16 protein-coding genes are annotated in these 17,604 nt (G+C 66.6%); 10 read left to right on the forward strand and 6 right to left on the reverse strand.

Annotation, left to right across the window (positions count from 1 at the left end; genetic code table 11):
- Positions 1 to 35: 35 nt before the first annotated feature.
- On the reverse strand, positions 36 to 1,223 hold the full coding sequence (locus BTE28158_RS01115; protein WP_151048294.1) for an MFS transporter: 1,188 nt from the start codon (positions 1,221 to 1,223) through the stop codon (positions 36 to 38).
- 267 nt (positions 1,224 to 1,490) lie between these two features.
- Between BTE28158_RS01115 and uvrA the strand changes: the two genes are divergently transcribed.
- Both uvrA and BTE28158_RS01125 read left to right on the forward strand, forming a co-directional pair.
- The gene (gene uvrA / locus BTE28158_RS01120) at positions 1,491 to 4,376 is read left to right on the forward strand and encodes an excinuclease ABC subunit UvrA (RefSeq protein ID WP_059598825.1); all 2,886 of its coding nucleotides are present in this window, start codon (positions 1,491 to 1,493) and stop codon (positions 4,374 to 4,376) included.
- 255 nt (positions 4,377 to 4,631) lie between these two features.
- Positions 4,632 to 5,714 carry an AI-2E family transporter gene (locus tag BTE28158_RS01125; RefSeq protein ID WP_059681689.1) on the forward strand — a complete coding sequence of 361 codons (1,083 nt, stop codon included), beginning with the start codon at positions 4,632 to 4,634 and terminating at the stop codon, positions 5,712 to 5,714.
- A 119-nt stretch (positions 5,715 to 5,833) separates the two neighbouring features.
- Here the strand turns inward: BTE28158_RS01125 and purU are convergent, their stop codons facing one another.
- The 5 genes from purU to BTE28158_RS01150 form a co-directional block, all read right to left on the reverse strand.
- Complete coding sequence (gene purU, locus BTE28158_RS01130; RefSeq protein WP_124626287.1) at positions 5,834 to 6,718, reverse strand: formyltetrahydrofolate deformylase; 885 nt, start codon at positions 6,716 to 6,718, stop codon at positions 5,834 to 5,836.
- Positions 6,719 to 6,794: 76 nt separating this feature from the next.
- Positions 6,795 to 7,652, reverse strand: coding sequence for an NUDIX hydrolase (locus BTE28158_RS01135; RefSeq protein ID WP_151048295.1), 858 nt, complete (start codon positions 7,650 to 7,652; stop codon positions 6,795 to 6,797).
- Positions 7,653 to 7,657: 5 nt separating this feature from the next.
- On the reverse strand, positions 7,658 to 8,272 hold the full coding sequence (locus tag BTE28158_RS01140) for a LysE family translocator (protein ID WP_059598829.1): 615 nt from the start codon (positions 8,270 to 8,272) through the stop codon (positions 7,658 to 7,660).
- Between the two features lie 34 nt (positions 8,273 to 8,306).
- Complete coding sequence (locus BTE28158_RS01145; protein ID WP_059526281.1) at positions 8,307 to 8,873, reverse strand: adenine phosphoribosyltransferase; 567 nt, start codon at positions 8,871 to 8,873, stop codon at positions 8,307 to 8,309.
- A gap of 78 nt (positions 8,874 to 8,951) precedes the next feature.
- Positions 8,952 to 10,958 (reverse strand): monovalent cation:proton antiporter family protein, encoded by a 2,007-nt coding sequence (locus tag BTE28158_RS01150; RefSeq protein WP_124626291.1) that lies wholly within the window; start codon positions 10,956 to 10,958, stop codon positions 8,952 to 8,954.
- A gap of 125 nt (positions 10,959 to 11,083) precedes the next feature.
- Between BTE28158_RS01150 and kdsD the strand changes: the two genes are divergently transcribed.
- The 8 genes from kdsD to BTE28158_RS01190 all read left to right on the forward strand — a co-directional run bounded on the left by kdsD (position 11,084) and on the right by BTE28158_RS01190 (position 17,548).
- The gene (kdsD, locus tag BTE28158_RS01155; RefSeq protein ID WP_059598830.1) at positions 11,084 to 12,067 is read left to right on the forward strand and encodes an arabinose 5-phosphate isomerase KdsD; all 984 of its coding nucleotides are present in this window, start codon (positions 11,084 to 11,086) and stop codon (positions 12,065 to 12,067) included.
- A complete protein-coding gene (locus BTE28158_RS01160; RefSeq protein ID WP_059598831.1) occupies positions 12,067 to 12,603 on the forward strand; it encodes a KdsC family phosphatase in 537 nt (178 codons plus the stop codon). The genes kdsD and BTE28158_RS01160 overlap by 1 nt, the downstream gene beginning before the upstream one ends.
- Before the next feature lie 3 nt (positions 12,604 to 12,606).
- Positions 12,607 to 13,221 (forward strand): LPS export ABC transporter periplasmic protein LptC, encoded by a 615-nt coding sequence (gene lptC / locus BTE28158_RS01165; protein ID WP_059451451.1) that lies wholly within the window; start codon positions 12,607 to 12,609, stop codon positions 13,219 to 13,221.
- Between the two features lie 20 nt (positions 13,222 to 13,241).
- Entirely contained in the window at positions 13,242 to 13,907 is a 666-nt protein-coding gene (lptA, locus tag BTE28158_RS01170; protein WP_059464489.1) for a lipopolysaccharide transport periplasmic protein LptA, read from the forward strand.
- Positions 13,904 to 14,680, forward strand: coding sequence for an LPS export ABC transporter ATP-binding protein (lptB, locus tag BTE28158_RS01175; RefSeq protein ID WP_059598832.1), 777 nt, complete (start codon positions 13,904 to 13,906; stop codon positions 14,678 to 14,680). Before lptA ends, lptB begins: the two co-directional genes overlap by 4 nt.
- 134 nt (positions 14,681 to 14,814) lie before the next feature.
- Complete coding sequence (locus BTE28158_RS01180; RefSeq protein WP_059598833.1) at positions 14,815 to 16,320, forward strand: RNA polymerase factor sigma-54; 1,506 nt, start codon at positions 14,815 to 14,817, stop codon at positions 16,318 to 16,320.
- Positions 16,321 to 16,479: 159 nt separating this feature from the next.
- Positions 16,480 to 16,839, forward strand: a complete 360-nt coding sequence (hpf, locus tag BTE28158_RS01185; protein ID WP_006477786.1) for a ribosome hibernation-promoting factor, HPF/YfiA family — start codon at positions 16,480 to 16,482, stop codon at positions 16,837 to 16,839.
- A gap of 169 nt (positions 16,840 to 17,008) precedes the next feature.
- Complete coding sequence (locus BTE28158_RS01190; protein WP_059598834.1) at positions 17,009 to 17,548, forward strand: PTS sugar transporter subunit IIA; 540 nt, start codon at positions 17,009 to 17,011, stop codon at positions 17,546 to 17,548.
- The last annotated feature ends 56 nt before the right edge of the window (positions 17,549 to 17,604 follow it).

Consider the following 17,604-nt stretch of genomic DNA (forward strand, 5'->3'; position numbering starts at 1 on the left):
GGCGAGCGTCGCCGGTGCCTGCCCGAAAAGAGGGTTCAGGCCTTGCGCGGCGGCGCTTTCATGCTGGCCGCGATTATAAGCCACGCCGCCACGAGCCCCGAGCAGGCATAGAAGACGGTGTTCGCGCCGCCGTGCTTCAGCAGCCAGCCGCCCACGATGCCGCCGAGCGCGAGCCCGATCGATTGCGTGGTGTTGTAGACGCCCGTGGCCGCGCCCTTGCGCGAACCGGGCGCGAGCTTCGACACGAGCGACGGCTGCGACGCTTCCAGGATGTTGAAGCCCAGGAAGTACACGAACAGGATCGCCGCCACAATCAGGATGGTATGCGGTGCGCTGCCGAGCAACAATTGGCCGATCAGGATAGCCAGAATGCCGCCGAGCAGCACCGGTTTCATCTTGCCCCGTTTTTCTGCGACGATGATCGCCGGGACCATCATCACGAACGCGAGCCCCATCACCGGCAAGTAGACCTTCCAGTGCGCGGCGACCGGCAGCCCGCCATCGACCAGCAGGCGCGGCACGACGAGGAACAGCGCCGTCTGCGTCGCGTGCAGCACCAGCACGCCGAAGTTCAGGCGCAGCAACTCGACGTTGTGCAGCACCTCGCCGAACGGCGCCGGCACGTGCACGGGCTTGGCTGCATCGGGCACGATCCACACCACGACGCCGATCGCGAGGATCGACAGCACGCCGACGATCGCGAACAGCCCGCTCATCCCGACCCAGTGGAACACGATCGGCGCGCCGACGATCGCGACCGCGAACGACACGCCGATCGAGCCGCCGACCATCGCCATCGCCTTCGTGCGGTTTTGCTCGGAGGTCAGGTCGGCGATGAACGCGAGCACTGCGGACGACACGGCACCCATGCCCTGGATCACGCGGCCGACGATGATCCACGTGATGTCGTGCGCGAACGCGGCGACGAAGCTGCCGAGCGCGAAGATCAGGAGGCCGGTGGCGATCACGGGCTTGCGGCCGAACTTGTCGGACGCCCAGCCGTAGAAGATGTAGAACAGCGACTGCGTGACGCCGTAGGCACCGAGCGCGATACCGACGAGCAGCACGTTATCGCCGCCCGGGATGGTTTTCGCATAGACCGAGAACACCGGCATGATCATGAACAGGCCGAGCATGCGCAGCGCGAAGATCGCCGCGAGCGACGTGGTCGCGCGCAATTCGGGCGCGGTCATGCGGGAAGACGTGGCGGACGGATTGGACATCGGGAATGAATTTCGAATGATCGGAATGTCCGCCCGGCGGCGGGCGGCGGAAGATCAGGGCCACCGGCCCGGCAGGCGCTTTCCGGGACCGCTTTCCGGGAGGTCACGCAGGCTGCCTGCGGGCCGCCTCGAGCCGTGCGGCGCGGCCGCTTCCCCGGCGTGGACACCGCCTTGCTGCCAGCTGCTGCAAAGGCTGGGGACCCCCAACGACGGCCTCGAAAAGCCGTTATAGTAGCAGGTTTGGTTCCCTCCATTTTCGCCAGGTTCATGGAACAGATCCGTATCCGTGGGGCACGCACCCACAACCTGAAAAACGTCAATCTCGACCTGCCGCGCCACAAGCTGGTCGTGATTACCGGGTTGTCCGGGTCGGGCAAGTCGTCGCTCGCGTTCGACACCCTTTATGCCGAGGGCCAGCGCCGCTACGTCGAAAGCCTGTCCGCGTACGCCCGCCAGTTCCTGCAACTGATGGAGAAACCCGACGTCGACCTGATCGAGGGCCTGTCGCCCGCGATCTCGATCGAGCAGAAGGCGACGTCCCACAACCCGCGTTCGACCGTCGGCACGGTCACCGAGATCCACGACTACCTGCGACTTTTGTTCGCACGTGTCGGCACGCCGTATTGCCCCGACCACGACATCCCGCTCGAGGCGCAGAGCGTGTCGCAGATGGTCGACGCGGCACTCGCGCTGCCCGAGGAAACCAAGCTGATGATCCTCGCGCCCGTGGTCGCGAACCGCAAGGGCGAGCACGTCGAGCTGTTCGAGGAGATGCAGGCGCAGGGCTTCGTGCGCTTTCGCGTGCGCTCGGGCGGCGGCACCGCGAACGAAGGCGTCGCGAAGATCTACGAGGTCGAGTCGCTGCCGAAGCTCAAGAAGAACGACAAGCACACGATCGACGTCGTCGTCGACCGCCTGAAGGTGCGCCCGGACATGAAGCAGCGCCTCGCGGAATCGTTCGAGACCGCGCTGCGCCTCGCCGACGGCCGTGCAATCGCGCTGGAAATGGACACCGACCGCGAACACCTGTTCAGCTCGAAGTTCGCCTGCCCGATCTGCTCGTACTCGCTGCAGGAGCTCGAGCCGCGCCTGTTCTCGTTCAACAACCCGATGGGCGCGTGCCCGGAATGCGACGGCCTCGGCCAGATCACGTTCTTCGATCCGAAGCGGGTCGTCGCGCACCCGTCGCTGTCGCTCGCCGCGGGCGCCGTGAAGGGCTGGGACCGCCGCAACCAGTTCTACTTCCAGATGCTGCAGAGCCTGGCGGCATTCTACGAATTCGACATCGACGCCGCGTTCGAGGACCTGCCGGAGAAGATCCGCAAGGTGCTGCTGTTCGGCTCGGGCAAGCAGACGATCCCGTTCTCGTACATCAATGAACGCGGTCGCACGACGATCCGCGAGCACGTGTTCGAAGGGATCATCCCGAACCTCGAGCGCCGCTACCGCGAAACCGATTCGGTCGCGGTGCGCGAAGAACTCGCGAAATACCAGAACAACCAGCCGTGCCCGTCGTGCGACGGCACGCGGCTGCGCCGCGAGGCGCGCCACGTGCGGGTCGGCACCGGCGACTACGCGCGTGGCATCTATGAAATCAGCGGCTGGCCGCTGCGCGACGCGCTCGGCTATTTCGACGGCCTGTCGCTCGACGGCGCGAAGCGCGAGATCGCCGACAAGGTGATCAAGGAAATCGTCGCGCGCCTGACCTTCCTGAACAACGTCGGCCTCGACTACCTGTCGCTCGAGCGCAGCGCCGAGACGCTGTCCGGCGGCGAGGCGCAGCGCATCCGCCTCGCGTCGCAGATCGGCTCGGGCCTGACGGGCGTGATGTACGTGCTCGACGAGCCGTCGATCGGCCTGCACCAGCGCGACAACGACCGCCTGATCTCGACGCTCAAGCACCTGCGCGATCTCGGCAACTCGGTGATCGTCGTCGAGCACGACGAGGACATGATCCGCACGGCCGACTACGTCGTCGACATGGGCCCCGGCGCGGGCGAGCATGGCGGCGTGGTGGTCGCCGAAGGCACGCCGAAGCAGGTGCAGTCGAACCCGCAGTCGCTGACGGGCCAGTATCTCGTCGGCAAGCGCACGATCGAATATCCGGACGAGCGGATCGCGCCCGATCCGGAGCGGATGCTGCGCATCGTCGACGCGCACGGCAACAACCTGAAGCACGTCGATCTCGAGCTGCCGGTCGGCCTGTTGACCTGCATCACCGGCGTGTCGGGTTCCGGCAAGTCGACGCTGATCAACGACACGCTGTACCACGCGGTCGCGCGCCACCTGTACGGCTCGTCGGCCGAGCCGGCGCCGCACGAGGCGATCGAAGGCCTCGAGCACTTCGACAAGGTGATCAACGTCGACCAGTCGCCGATCGGCCGCACGCCGCGTTCGAACCCGGCCACCTACACGGGCCTGTTCACGCCGATCCGCGAGCTGTTCTCGGGCGTGCCGACCGCGAAGGAGCGCGGCTACGATCCGGGCCGCTTCTCGTTCAACGTGAAGGGTGGCCGCTGCGAGTCGTGCCAGGGCGACGGCGTGCTGAAGGTCGAGATGCACTTCCTGCCGGACGTCTACGTGCCGTGCGACGTGTGCCACGGCAAGCGCTACAACCGCGAAACGCTCGAAGTGCAGTACAAGGGCAAGAACATCAGCGAAGTACTCGACATGACGGTCGAGCACGCGTACGAATTCTTCAGCGCGGTGCCGGTCATCGCCCGCAAGCTGAAGACGCTGCTCGACGTCGGCCTGGGCTACATCCGCCTCGGCCAGTCGGCCACGACGCTGTCGGGCGGCGAGGCGCAGCGCGTGAAGCTGTCGCTGGAGCTGTCGAAGCGCGACACGGGCCGCACGCTGTACATCCTCGACGAGCCGACCACCGGCCTGCATTTCCACGACATCGCGCTGCTGCTCGAGGTGATCCACCGGCTGCGCGACCAGGGCAACACGGTCGTGATCATCGAGCACAACCTCGACGTGATCAAGACGGCCGACTGGGTGATCGACCTCGGCCCCGAAGGCGGCGCCGGCGGCGGCCAGATCATCGCGCAGGGCACGCCCGAGCAGGTCGCGAAGACGAAGGCGAGCTTCACCGGCAAGTACCTCGCGCCGCTGCTCAAGCGTCCGACCCGCAAGGCGGCGGCCGGCTGACAATTGCCGTTCCCGCGCGCGGCTGCCGGCCGCGCGCGCCCGGCGCCCGCGGCGGCGCCGGCGTCATCGTTTTCCCTTCCGCGGTTTTCCCCTCTGCGTTTACACCACGAGCCAAACAGCCCCGTGGCGGACCATAATGGCAGCTATACTTTACGGTCGTAAGGTTCGCCATCCGCACCAATCCGGTGCGGCGCCGGGCGACCGCCGTCCTGCCGCCCACCGCGCGGCATGACACACGAACGACAGGAATCCACGATGGAGAAGCAACAAGAGTCGCGCGACGCCCAGAGCCGCGAGCCGCACCTGCGCAGTGTGCGGCTGACGAGCGACTTCAGCCTGCCGAAGCTGTCGGCGATCGAGATCGGCAGCTATCTGTTCGCCCTCGTCGCGATGGTGCTCGTCATCGAGCTCAAGCTGCTGGGCGGGCTGCTGGCCGGCCTGCTGGTCTATCAGCTGATCCACACGATCGCGCCGGTCATCGAACGCCACACCACAAGCATGCGCGCCCGCTGGGTCGCCGTCGTGCTGCTGTCGATCGCGATCGTCGGCGGGCTCACCGGCCTGACGATCGGCATCATCGAGCACTTCGAGCACACGGTGCCGAACCTGCAGAGCCTGCTCGACCAGCTGATGCAGATCGTCGAGCAGACCCGCGCCCGCACGCCAGCCTGGATCGCGAACCTGCTGCCCGTCGACGTCGAACAGATGAAGACCAAGGCGGCGCTGCTGATGCACTCGCACATGGATCAGCTCCAGCAAGGCGGCAAGAGCGTCGCGCGCGGCTTCGGCCACGTGCTGTTCGGGATGATCATCGGCGCGATGATCGCGATCGGCGTCGAGCACGGCAAGGTGCGCCGGCCGCTGTCGACCGCGCTCGTCACGCGCGTGTCGCGCTTCGCCGAGTCGTTCCGCCGGATCGTGTTCGCGCAGATCAAGATCTCGGCGATCAACGCGGCATTCACCGCGGTCTACCTGCTCGTCGCGCTGCCGATCTTCCACCAGCGGCTGCCGCTGTCGAAGACGCTCGTGCTCGTCACGTTCATCGTCGGGCTGCTGCCGGTGATCGGCAACCTGATCTCCAACACGCTGATCGTCGCGGTGTCGCTGTCGGTCAGCATGGGCACCGCGATCGCGTCGCTCGCGTTCCTCGTCGTGATCCACAAGTTTGAATACTTCCTGAACGCGAAGATCATCGGCGGCCAGATCGAGTCGCGCGCGTGGGAACTGCTGCTCGCGATGCTGATCATGGAAGCCGCGTTCGGGCTGCCGGGCGTGATCGCCGCACCGATCTTCTATGCGTACCTGAAGCGCGAGCTGTACATGCTGCGGCTGATCTGACGCAACGCTGCCCGGCGCGTCACGCGCGTCACGCGATAAAAAAACGCCGCGCCCCGTCAAGGGCGCGGCGTTTTTGCATCCGGGCCAGCGGCCGGCCAATGGCCGCCCCGCACCGCCGATCAGCGGAACACGACCGTCTTCGTGCCGTTCAGCACGACCCGGTGCTCGACGTGCCACTTCACTGCGCGCGCGAGCGTCACGCACTCGACGTCGCGGCCGATCGCGGTGAGCTGGTCGGGCGTCATGCTGTGGTCGACGCGCTCGACTTCCTGCTCGATGATCGGGCCTTCGTCGAGATCGGTCGTCACGTAGTGCGCGGTCGCGCCGATCAGCTTCACGCCGCGGTCGAACGCCTGGTAGTACGGTTTCGCACCCTTGAAGCTCGGCAGGAACGAATGGTGGATGTTGATCGCCCGGCCGGCGAGCTGCTGGCACATATTCGGCGACAGGATCTGCATGTAGCGCGCGAGCACGACGAGATCGGCCTGGTGTTCGTCGATCACTTCGAGCACACGCGCTTCCTGCGCGGCTTTCGCCGCATCGGACGAACCGCCGACGAGCGGGAAGTGATGGAACGGAATGTTGTAGCTCGCGGCGAGCTGGTAGAACTCCTTGTGGTTCGACACGATCGCCGGGATCTCGATCGGCAGCTGGCCGGTGCGGTAGCGGAACAGCAGGTCGTTCAGGCAGTGGCCGATCTTCGACACCATGATCACGACGCGCGGTTTCACGGCCGCGTCGTGCATCTCCCAGCGCATCGCGAACTGCTCGGCGAGCGGCGCGAATTCGTTGCGAAGCGTGTCGAGCGCCGACGCGGCATCCGCGCCCCCGCCGTCCTGCACGAAGTGCACGCGCATGAAGAACTCGCCGGTGCGGCTGTCGCCGAACTGCGCCGAATCGAGGATGTTGTTGGCGCGTTCGAACAGGAAGCCCGAGACTGCGTGGACGATGCCGTGCCGGTCGGGGCACGACAGTTTCAAGATAAAGCTGTGATCGGTCGACATGACCGCTACTCCCTTCGTTTCGGTGTTCGTCAAATAGGCCATTCGTTCGGCCGCGCCCGGGCCGGCGTGCTGCGCATTACGCGGCCGGCGCGAACAGCGCGTCGATGCCCGCTGCGTCGGCCGCCGCGAGCCAGCGATGGCGCAGCAGCGTGTCGAGCATCGCGAGGCTCGCATCCATCGTCGCGCGGCCTTCGCGCAGCCAGCCGACCACTTCGGATACACCGGCCAGCAGGTGCTCGGCCACTTCGCCATCCTGGTTGTGCGGCGCGAAGTCGCGCGGCAGCGGCAGGTCGTACACGAAGATCAGTTCGGACTGCGTGCCTTCCGGCAGCGAGCACAGCACCTGCACCGCCCGGCCCGCGATCGCGCGCGCCGCCAGTTCGGCCGGCATGCCGGCCTCTTCCCAGCATTCCTTCGTGAGCGTCTCGTGAACGCCCAGGCCCCAGCCGATGCCGCCCGCGACGACGTTGTCGAGCATGCCGGGATCGGTTGCCTTGGTCGCGCTGCGGCGGCCGAGCCACATCCGCGGCACGGCCGGCTCACCCGGCGCAACCGCATATTCTACGATGCCGTTCAGGTGCACTGCATAGGTCTGCGTGCCGAAGAAGCGCGACGCGGCGCGTTCGATATACGCGAGCGGTGGATCGTCGAAGCGGTTGCGGATCGCGTAGATCTCGTCGCGCCAGCCCGGAATCGCGCCCTCGGCCGCCAGCGCACCGATCGCGCTCGCGAGCGCCATGCTGCGCGCGTCGACCGTGTCATAACGTGCCGACAGCACGACGCGCGTGTCGGTCAGCTCGAACACGTCGGGCCAGCGGGCGAGCTTGGCGATGTCCTGGCGACGCACCCAGCCGACCTGCTCGCCGGCGATCTCGAAACGCAGGTGCGCGGCCGGATCGAAGCGGCGCGCGGCCGCGATGCAAGGAAACGTCATCGGGCTCAGTCCTTCAGCGCGACGCGAATGCCGATCGCGATGAACGTCGCGCCGGCGATCCGGTCGAGCCATACGCCGGCCTTCGGGCGGCGCTTCAGCCATGTGCCGATCGCGCCCGCGCCGACGCCGAACAGCGAGAACACCACGGCCGTCTGCAGCATGAACAGCGCCCCGAGCTCGAACATCTGCAGCGTCACGCCCTGCACGCCATGCGGATCGACGAACTGCGGCAGGAACACGACGAAGAACAGCGTGACCTTCGGGTTCATCAGGTTACCGATCACGCTCTGCCGGAAGATCGCGCCAAGCGGCTGCGGCGGACGCGCGTGCGCGTTCGCGAGCCCCTGGCTGCGCAACGCCTTGATGCCGATCCACACGAGGTACGCGGCGCCCGCGAGCTTCAGTGTCTGGAACGCGACCGGCGACGAGCGCAGCACGGCCGCGACGCCGAGCGCCGCGAGCGTCGTATGGAACAGGATCCCGGCCGTGAAGCCGAGCGCGGCGACGAAGCCGGCCGCGCGGCCCTGCGAGATGCCGCGCGCGAGCACTTGCAGGTTGTCGGGACCCGGCGCGAACGTGATCGCGATCGACGTGGCGAGAAACAGCATGAAGTTGGGCATCGTGACCTCGCGGCGTGGGCCGGCGTCCAGTGGTTCAGTGGCCGGCGAATTCGGTGACGGTATAGACGGGCAGCCCCGCGTTGCGCAGCAGCGTCGAGCCGCCAAGATCGGGCAGATCGATGATCGCCGCACCTTCGACGACGACCGCGCCGAGCCGCTGCAGCAGGTTGCGCCCCGCCATCATCGTGCCGCCGGTCGCGATCAGGTCATCCATGATGATCACGCGGTCGCCGGCGCGGCACGCGTCTTCGTGGATCTCGACGGTCGCGCTGCCGTATTCGAGGTCATACGACTCCGAGCACGTCTTGTACGGCAGCTTGCCGACCTTGCGGATCGGCACGAAGCCGACGCTCAACTCGTACGCGACGATCGGCGCGATGATGAAGCCGCGCGCGTCGAGGCCCGCGACATAGTCGAGCTTCGCATCGACATAGCGTTCGACGAACAGGTCGACGAGGATGCGCAGCGCCTTCGGGCTCTGCAGCAGCGTCGTGATGTCGCGGAACATCACGCCCGGTTGCGGCCAGTCGGGCACGGTGCGGATCTGGCTGTGGATGAAGGCGACCGGATCGAGCGGTGCGCCCGACGACGAATGCGGCATGAAATTCTCCGAAAAAAACGGTGCGCGAAGATCGGGCACCGTTTCGAGTAAATACGGGTCAGGTTATCGAATCGCGACTCACGCGACTGCGGCCGGCGGTTCGCGCCGATGCCGCGACAGCCGCTCCTCGGCAAGCGCGAGCGCCTCGGGCAGCCCGCGCAGCACGACGATGTCGCTCGCGCGCAGCTTGGTCTGCGGATCGGGTTCGACGCCGCGGATGCCGTGCCGGCGGATCGCCGTGACTTCCAGCCCGAGCGCATACAGCCCGAGTTCCTCCAGCGAGCGTCCGACCGCATCCGCGCGCGCGTCGACCGGCACCGATTGTAGCCGCACCTGCTCGTGATCGTCGTCGTCCGCATCGTCCGCGCCGCGGAAATAGCCGCGCAGCAGGCTGTAGCGCTCGTCGCGCATCTCCTCGACGCGCCGCACGACCTTGCGCATCGGCACGCCGACCAGCACCAGCGTGTGCGACGCAAGCATCAGGCTGCCCTCGACGATCTCCGGAATCACCTCGGTCGCGCCGGCCGCGAGCAGCTTCTCGAGATCGGCGTCGTCGACCGTGCGCACGATCGCCGGCAGCGTCGGCTCGAGTTCGTGCACGTGATGCAGCACGCGCAGCGCGGACGGCGTGTTCGCATACGTGATCGCGACGGCCGCCGCGCGATGGATACCGGCCGCGAGCAGCGACTCGCGACGCGCCGCGTCGCCGAACACGACCGATTCGCCGGCCGTCGCAGCCGCGCTCACGCGATCGGGGTCGAGGTCGAGCGCGACGTATGGAATGCCTTCCTGCTCGAGCATGCGCGCCAGGTTCTGCCCCGCGCGGCCGTAGCCGCAGATGATCACGTGGCCGCGCTGCTTGAGGCTTTGCGTCGCGATCCGCGTCATCTGCAGCGACTGCTGCATCCATTCCGTCGACGACAGCCGCATCACGATCCGATCGGCGTTCTGGATCAGGAACGGCGCGGCGAGCATCGACAGCAGCATCGACGCGAGGATCGCCTGCAGCAGCGTCGAATCGACGAGATGGCGGTCGAGGATCAGGTTCAGCAGCACGAAGCCGAATTCGCCGGCCTGCGCCAGGCCGATGCCGGTGCGCATCGCGACGCCCGGCGTCGCGCCGAACAACCGCGCAAGTCCGGCGATCGTCGTCGCCTTGAACAGGATCTGCCCGACGAAGAAGCCGAACACGAGCACCGGATGCTCCCAGATCACGCGCGGATCGAGCAGCATCCCCGTCGTCACGAAGAACAGGCCGAGCAGCACGTCGCGGAACGGCTTGATGTCCTCCTCCACCTGATGGCGGAACGGAGTCTCGGAGATCAGCATCCCCGCGATGAACGCGCCGAGCGCGAGCGACAGGCCAAAGCGGTCGGTGATGAACGCGGCGCCGAGCGTGACGAGCAGCAGGTTCAGCACGAACAGCTCCTGCGAGCGGCGCCGAGCGACGACGTTCAGCCAGCGCGTCATGAAACGCTGCCCGATGACCAGCAGCAGCGTCAGCGCGATCACGATCTTGACCGCCGCGAAGCCGAGCGTGAGCGCGAGATCCTTCGACGACTCGGCGCCGAACGCGGCGATCACGATCAGCAGCGGCACCACGGCCAGATCCTGGAACAGCAGCACGCCGAAGATGTTGCGGCCGTGCGCGGTCTCGATCTCGAGCCGCTCGGCGAGCATCTTCGACACGATCGCCGTCGACGACATCGCGAGCGCGCCGCCGAGCGCGATGCAGCCCTGCCACGTGATGTGCACCCAGCGCTCGAACAGCAGGCCGAGCGCCAGCGCGAGCACGAGCGTCGCGACCACCTGCAGGAGACCCAGCCCGAACACGAGCCGCTGCATCGCCCGCAGCTTCGCGAGCGAGAATTCGAGGCCGATCGAGAACATCAGGAACACCACGCCGAATTCCGCGAGATGCTCGGCCCGCTCCAGATCCGCGGCGACGCCGAACGCGTGCGGCCCGACCAGGATGCCGACGGTCAGGTAGCCGAGCATCGGCGGCAGGTTCAGCGAGCGAAATACGACGACGCCCACCACCGAGGCCAGCAGCAGCAGCAGGGTCATTTCGAGCGGGGAAATCACGGGCGAAGCGTCCTCGTTCGTCGGGGCCACGGCAATGCGGGCGCGGGTGGTGGCGGTGGGCAAGCGGCATCGGACGAGTCCGAAGGCGCGGCGCGGCGAACAAACGCCTTTGCTATACTCCGCGCATGATAGCGAAAATCAATGATGATCGGGCGCTCGCGCTCGCCCGCGACGTGCTCGACATCGAGGCGGACGCCGTGCGCGCGCTGCGCGACCAGCTCGACGGCGACTTCGTCCAGGCCGTCGCGCTGCTGCTCGGCTGCCGCGGTCGCGTCGTCGTATCCGGCATCGGCAAATCCGGGCATATCGCCCGCAAGATCGCGGCCACGCTGGCGAGCACCGGCACGCCGGCCTTCTTCGTCCACCCGGCCGAGGCCAGCCACGGCGACCTCGGCATGGTCACGTCGGACGACGTCTTCATCGGCATCTCCTATTCCGGCGAGTCGGAAGAACTCGTCGCGATCCTGCCGCTCGTGAAGCGGATCGGCGCGAAGCTGATCGCGATCACGGGCCGTGCGGAATCGAGCCTCGGCACACTCGCCGACGTGAACCTGAACGCCGCGGTCTCGAAGGAAGCCTGCCCGCTGAACCTCGCCCCCACCGCGAGCACGACCGCCGCGCTCGCGCTCGGCGACGCGCTCGCCGTCGCGGTGCTCGACGCGCGCGGCTTCGGCTCCGAGGATTTCGCGCGCTCGCATCCGGGTGGCGCGCTCGGCCGGCGCCTGCTCACCCACGTGCGCGACGTGATGCGCTCGGGCGACGACATTCCGCGCGTCGGGCTCGACGCGACGCTGTCGGACGCACTGTTCCAGATCACCGCGAAGCGCCTGGGCATGACCGCCGTGGTCGACACCGACGGCCGCGTGGCCGGCATCTTCACCGACGGCGACCTGCGCCGCGTGCTGGCGCGCGACGGTGATTTCCGCACGCTGCCGATCGTCGACGTGATGACGCGCGAACCGCGCACGATCGGCCCCGACAATCTCGCGGTCGAGGCCGTGGAACTGATGGAGCGCCACCGGATCAACCAGATGCTGGTGGTCGATGCCGACGGTGCGCTGATCGGCGCGCTGAACATGCACGACCTGTTTTCGAAGAAGGTGATCTGATGAGTGCAGCGCTGACTGCGGCCGAACGCGCGAGCCGCGTGAAGCTGATGGTTTTCGACGTCGACGGCGTGCTGACCGACGGTGGCCTGCTGTTTACCGCGGCAGGCGACGCGATGAAGTCGTTCAATTCGCTCGACGGCCACGGCGTGAAGCTGCTCGGCGAGGCCGGCATCGCAACCGCGATCATCACCGGCCGCCGCTCGGACATCGTCGCGGCCCGCGCGAAGGAAATGAAGATTGCGCATCTGTTCCAGGGCGTCGAGAACAAGCTCGCCGTGTTCGGCGACCTGATCGCGTCGCTCGGCATCACCGCCGACGCTTGCGGCTATATGGGCGACGACTGGCCCGACCTGCCGGTGATGCTGCGCTGCGGCTTCGCGACGGCACCGGCCAACGCGCACCCCGAGGTGATCGCCCGCGCGCACTGGGTGGCCGAGGCCCGTGGCGGCCACGGCGCGGTGCGCGAAGTCTGCGACGCGATCCTGCGCGCGCAGCGCCGCTACGACGCGCTGCTCGCCGCTGCCTGCGGAGCCTGACGGATGAACACGCATTTCCGCTGGACCCAGCTGCTGCCGCTCGTCGCGGTCGCCGCGCTCGCGGGCATCACGTGGTGGCTGCTGCAGGCGACGCTGCCGCCGCCCGGCGAAGGCACCGTGCAGCCGAAGCGCCACACGCCCGACTATTTCGCGGACAACTTCTCGGTCACCGAGCTCGACCAGACGGGCACGACGCAGTACCGTCTGACGGCCGCGAAGCTGATTCATTACGAAGACACCGAAAACAGCGACCTGACCGATCCGGCCATGCGCGCATTCCAGCCCGGCAAGCCGGTCGTGACGACCACCGCGAAGCGCGGCACCGTCAACGGCGACGTGTCGATCGTCGACTTGTACGACGACGCGCGCATCCTGCGCGTGGCCGGCGGCGGCGACCCGCAGATGCAGGCCGATTCCCAGCATTTCCGGATCTTCGTCAATGACGATGTGATCCAGACCGAAAAGCCGGTTAAACTTCAGCGCGGCCTGTCGCTCGTCAACGCGACCGACGGCATGAAGTACAACAACGTCACCCGGGTCATCGAGCTTTACGGCAACGTGCGCGGCACGATCGCCGCGGCGGACACGTCCGGCGGCTCGAAAGGTCAATCCAGGTGACGCATCCCTCACGTGACTGCATGAACGAACCGTTCCCTCGACAGAATTCCGGCGGCGCTGCGCGCGCCGTCCGCGCCGCGCTCGCCGCGACGCTCGTGGCGCTCCCGCTCGTCGGGCTGGCGCCGCTCGCCCATGCCGAGAAGGCCGACCAGAACAAGCCGATCAACGTCGAGGCGGACAACCTGACCTATGACGACCTGAAGCAGGTGACGGTCGCGACCGGCAACGTCGTGATCACGAAAGGCACGATCATCATCAAGGGCGACCGCGTCGAAGTGCGCCAGGATCCCGAAGGCTATCAGTACGCGACATCGTTCGGCAGCGGCAAGAAGCACGCGACGTTCCGTCAGAAACGCGAAGGTCTCGACGAATACATCGACGGCGACGCCGAGCGTATCGACTACGATGGCAAGCAGGACCTGACGACGCTGACCACCGCCGCGACCGTGCGCCGCCTGCAGGGCACGTCGACGATCGCCGACACCGTGCACGGCAGCGTGATCACGTACGACGGCCAGCGCGACTTCTACACCGCGAAGGGCGGCAAGGACGTGGCGGCACCGGGCAACCCGAACGGCCGCGTGCGCGCGATGCTGTCGCCGAAGAACGGTGGCCCCGGGCAGCTGAACGGCGCGCCGGCGAAGTTGTCGCCGTCGACCACGATCCAGGGAGCGCCGGGCCAATGAACGCGCTTTCGAACCGCCAGCCGGCCGGCACGACGAGCTCGCTCGTCGTCCGCAACCTGAAGAAACGCTACGGCTCGCGCACGGTCGTCAAGGACGTGTCGCTCGACGTGAAGAGCGGCGAAGTCGTCGGCCTGCTCGGCCCGAACGGCGCCGGCAAGACGACGTCGTTCTACATGATCGTCGGCCTCGTGCCGCTCGACGCGGGCGAGATTTCGCTGAACGGCAGCTCGATCAGCCTGCTGCCGATCCACAAGCGTGCGTCGCTCGGCCTGTCGTACCTGCCGCAGGAAGCGTCGGTGTTCCGCAAGCTGACCGTCGAGGAAAACATCCGCGCGGTGCTCGAACTGCAGCACGGCGACGACGGCAAGCGGCTGTCGAAGGACGCGATCGCGGCGCGCACCGAGGCGCTGCTCGACGAGCTGCAGATCGGCCACCTGCGCGAGAACCCGGCGCTGTCGCTGTCGGGCGGCGAACGCCGTCGCGTCGAAATCGCGCGCGCGCTGGCGACCAACCCGAACTTCATCCTGCTAGACGAACCGTTCGCCGGCGTCGACCCGATCGCAGTGCTCGAGATCCAGAAGATCGTCAAGTTCCTGAAACAGCGTAACATCGGCGTGTTGATTACCGATCACAACGTCCGCGAAACGCTCGGCATCTGCGACCACGCATACATCATCAGCGACGGTTCGGTGCTCGCCGCCGGCGCGCCGAGCGAAATCATCGAAAACGAAAGCGTGCGCCGCGTGTACCTCGGCGAACACTTCCGCATGTAACCTTCCCCGCGGCTGGCCGCCCCCTCCGGCGTCCGGCGGCTCCCGCCTGCGGCCGTGCGCCGCGCCGCGCGTAATCGCGGATGGCTCAAGGCACCTGGGTCGTGGCAAACTGCCGGTATGACTCCCTCTCTGCCATGAAAGCCAGCCTTCAACTCCGCCTGTCGCAACACCTGGCACTGACACCGCAACTGCAGCAGTCGATCCGGCTGCTGCAGTTGTCGACGCTCGAACTGCAGCAGGAAGTCGCGATGGCCGTCGCGCAGAATCCGCTGCTCGAGAACGATGACGAATGGATCGCGAGCCCGCTGCGCGTCGCGGCGGACGGATCGCTGATCGCGCAGACGCCTCCCAGCCAGAATACCGAGTCGGGCGCCGCGAACGGCAGCAGCCAGTCGAGCGATCGCGCCGAGCGCGACGAACCGGCCGCCGCCGACGAATACGACAGCTACGCATCGGGCGACGCGGGCGACGGCCCGCAGTGGAATCTCGACGAGTTCGGCCGTTCGAGCGGCGCATCGGACGACGACGACCTCCCGCCGCTGCAGGTGCAGGAAGCCGCGACGTCGTTGCGCGACCACCTGTCCGCGCAATTGCGCGTCACGCAGGCCAGCCCGCGCGATCGCGCGCTCGTGATGTTCCTGATCGAATCGCTCGACGACGACGGTTACCTGACCGCCTCCCTCGACGAAGTGCTCGCCGACCTGCCGCCGGAACTGGAAATCGACTGCGACGAACTGAATGCGGCGCTCGCGCTGCTGCACAGTTTCGACCCGGCCGGGGTCGGGGCCCGCTCGGCGTCCGAATGCCTGAAGCTGCAGTTGCTGCGCCTCGATCCGTCCCCGACACGCACGCTCGCGCTCGAGATCGTGTCGCAGCATCTCGAACTGCTCGCCGCCCGCGACTTCACGCGGCTGCGCAAGCACCTGAAGGCGAGCGACGACGCGCTGCGCGACGCGCACGCGCTGATCCGTTCGCTGGAGCCGTTCCCCGGCGCCGCGTACGGCAAGGCCGAGGCAGACTACGTCGTGCCCGACATCATCGTGAAGAAGGCCGGCCAGGGCTGGCTCGCGGAACTCAATCCGGAAGTGATGCCGCGCCTGCGAATCAACAACCTGTACGCGAACATCCTGCGCAACAGCCGTGGCGACCCGTCGGCCGGATCGTTGAAACAGCAGCTCCAGGAAGCACGCTGGCTGATCAAGAACATCCAGCAGCGATTCGACACGATCCTGCGTGTCGCGCAGGCTATTGTCGAACGTCAGAAGAATTTCTTTGCGCACGGTGAAATTGCCATGCGCCCCTTGGTTTTGCGGGAAATAGCTGATACGCTGGGCCTACACGAGTCGACTGTCAGCCGTGTGACAACTGGCAAGTACATGCTGACCCCGTTCGGGACGCTTGAATTTAAGTACTTCTTCGGATCACACGTTTCGACCGACACCGGAGGCGCCGCATCGTCGACCGCCATCCGAGCCCTGATCAAGCAACTGATAGGAGCTGAAGACCCAAAATCGCCACTTTCGGACAGCCGCATTGCCGAGCTGCTGGCAGAACAGGGATTCGTGGTCGCGCGCCGCACGGTTGCCAAGTATCGCGAAGCCCTCAAAATCCCGGCAGTGAATCTGCGCAAGTCTCTTTAAGCCTGCTGCCTGCCCGGCGGCAGGCGTGTTCCGGCCACCGCGCACACGGGGAACAGGCCGGGCGACTTGTCCGCGAATGTGCCGCTACCTGCGGCAGGGGCAAGTCGACCGGAGCGCCGCCTCGATGCGGCCGGGTGGTCACTCGCTTGGAGAAGCACTATGAACCTGAAGATCAGTGGACATCATCTCGAAGTCACGCCTGCAATTCGCGAATACGTGATCACCAAGCTGGACCGGGTGCTACGGCATAGCGATCAGGTAATCGATGGCACTGTGATCCTCTCGGTCGACAATCACAAGGAAAAGGACAAGCAGCAGCGCGCGGAAATCAATCTGCATCTGAAGGGCAAGGACATCTTCGTCGAAAGCGCGAACGGCAACCTGTACGCTGCGATCGATCTGCTGATCGACAAGCTGGATCGCCAGGTCGTCAAGCACATGGAGCGTCTGCAGACCCATGCGCACGACCCGATCAAGCTGCAGCCGTCGATCGACCAGATCGAACTGCCGCCGCAATAACGTTCACCGCAATACACATGCCGCCCGGTTCGCCGGGCGTTTTTTTTGTGTCCGAGCGGCAGTGGTGCGACCGGTCCGTCCATGCCGCGCCACGCACGCGGCTGTGCTCTATAATGTTCCGGTTATCGCCGGGGGGCGTTGGGTGCGGTAGCTGCCTTGCAGGTTTCCGATGCCGAACGCCTTGATATCGCCGAACATGGAAAATCAGTCTGCCGCCGCAAGGAGACCCCAGGCCGCCCAATCGCCTGCCAACATGAATCGCCTAGCCAAAATCCTGCCCATAGAGAACGTCGTCATCGACCTCTCCGTCACCAGCAAGAAACGCGTCTTCGAACAAGCCGGGTTGATCTTCGAGAATCAGAACGGCATCGCCCGCAGCACCGTCACGGATAACCTGTTCGCGCGCGAGCGCCTCGGTTCGACCGGGCTCGGCGAAGGCGTCGCGATTCCGCACGGGCGCATCAAGGGGCTCAAGCACCCGCTCGCCGCGTTCGTGCGGCTGGCCGACGCGATCCCGTTCGAAGCGCCCGACGGCCAGCCCGTCGGTCTCCTGATTTTCCTGCTCGTCCCCGAGCAAGCCACCCAGCAGCACCTCGAGATCCTGTCGGAAATCGCGCAACTGCTGTCCGATCGCGACGCGCGCGAGCGTCTGCACAACGAAACGGATATCGCCGAGTTGCATCGCCTGCTCACTCAGTGGCAACCTTGAGTTGATCCGGGCGGAATTTTTCCGGTACGCGGCGGCACACGCCGTCGTCCAGGGCC

It is taken from the genome of Burkholderia diffusa, assembly GCF_902499115.1.
In the GTDB taxonomy this organism is placed as follows: Bacteria; Pseudomonadota; Gammaproteobacteria; order Burkholderiales; family Burkholderiaceae; genus Burkholderia; species Burkholderia diffusa.

Coding starts and splice junctions, on each gene's coding strand:
- lptB (WP_059598832.1), top strand. CDS start 13,904: ATGAACGCGCTTTCGAACCGCCAGCCGGCCGGCACGACGAGCTCGCTC.
- lptA (WP_059464489.1), top strand. CDS start 13,242: ATGAACGAACCGTTCCCTCGACAGAATTCCGGCGGCGCTGCGCGCGCC.
- BTE28158_RS01180 (WP_059598833.1), top strand. CDS start 14,815: ATGAAAGCCAGCCTTCAACTCCGCCTGTCGCAACACCTGGCACTGACA.
- uvrA (WP_059598825.1), top strand. CDS start 1,491: ATGGAACAGATCCGTATCCGTGGGGCACGCACCCACAACCTGAAAAAC.
- BTE28158_RS01125 (WP_059681689.1), top strand. CDS start 4,632: ATGGAGAAGCAACAAGAGTCGCGCGACGCCCAGAGCCGCGAGCCGCAC.
- lptC (WP_059451451.1), top strand. CDS start 12,607: ATGAACACGCATTTCCGCTGGACCCAGCTGCTGCCGCTCGTCGCGGTC.
- hpf (WP_006477786.1), top strand. CDS start 16,480: ATGAACCTGAAGATCAGTGGACATCATCTCGAAGTCACGCCTGCAATT.
- BTE28158_RS01160 (WP_059598831.1), top strand. CDS start 12,067: ATGAGTGCAGCGCTGACTGCGGCCGAACGCGCGAGCCGCGTGAAGCTG.
- BTE28158_RS01145 (WP_059526281.1), bottom strand. CDS start 8,873: ATGCCGCATTCGTCGTCGGGCGCACCGCTCGATCCGGTCGCCTTCATC.
- kdsD (WP_059598830.1), top strand. CDS start 11,084: ATGATAGCGAAAATCAATGATGATCGGGCGCTCGCGCTCGCCCGCGAC.
- BTE28158_RS01190 (WP_059598834.1), top strand. CDS start 17,009: ATGCCGAACGCCTTGATATCGCCGAACATGGAAAATCAGTCTGCCGCC.
- BTE28158_RS01115 (WP_151048294.1), bottom strand. CDS start 1,223: ATGTCCAATCCGTCCGCCACGTCTTCCCGCATGACCGCGCCCGAATTG.
- BTE28158_RS01140 (WP_059598829.1), bottom strand. CDS start 8,272: ATGCCCAACTTCATGCTGTTTCTCGCCACGTCGATCGCGATCACGTTC.
- BTE28158_RS01135 (WP_151048295.1), bottom strand. CDS start 7,652: ATGACGTTTCCTTGCATCGCGGCCGCGCGCCGCTTCGATCCGGCCGCG.
- purU (WP_124626287.1), bottom strand. CDS start 6,718: ATGTCGACCGATCACAGCTTTATCTTGAAACTGTCGTGCCCCGACCGG.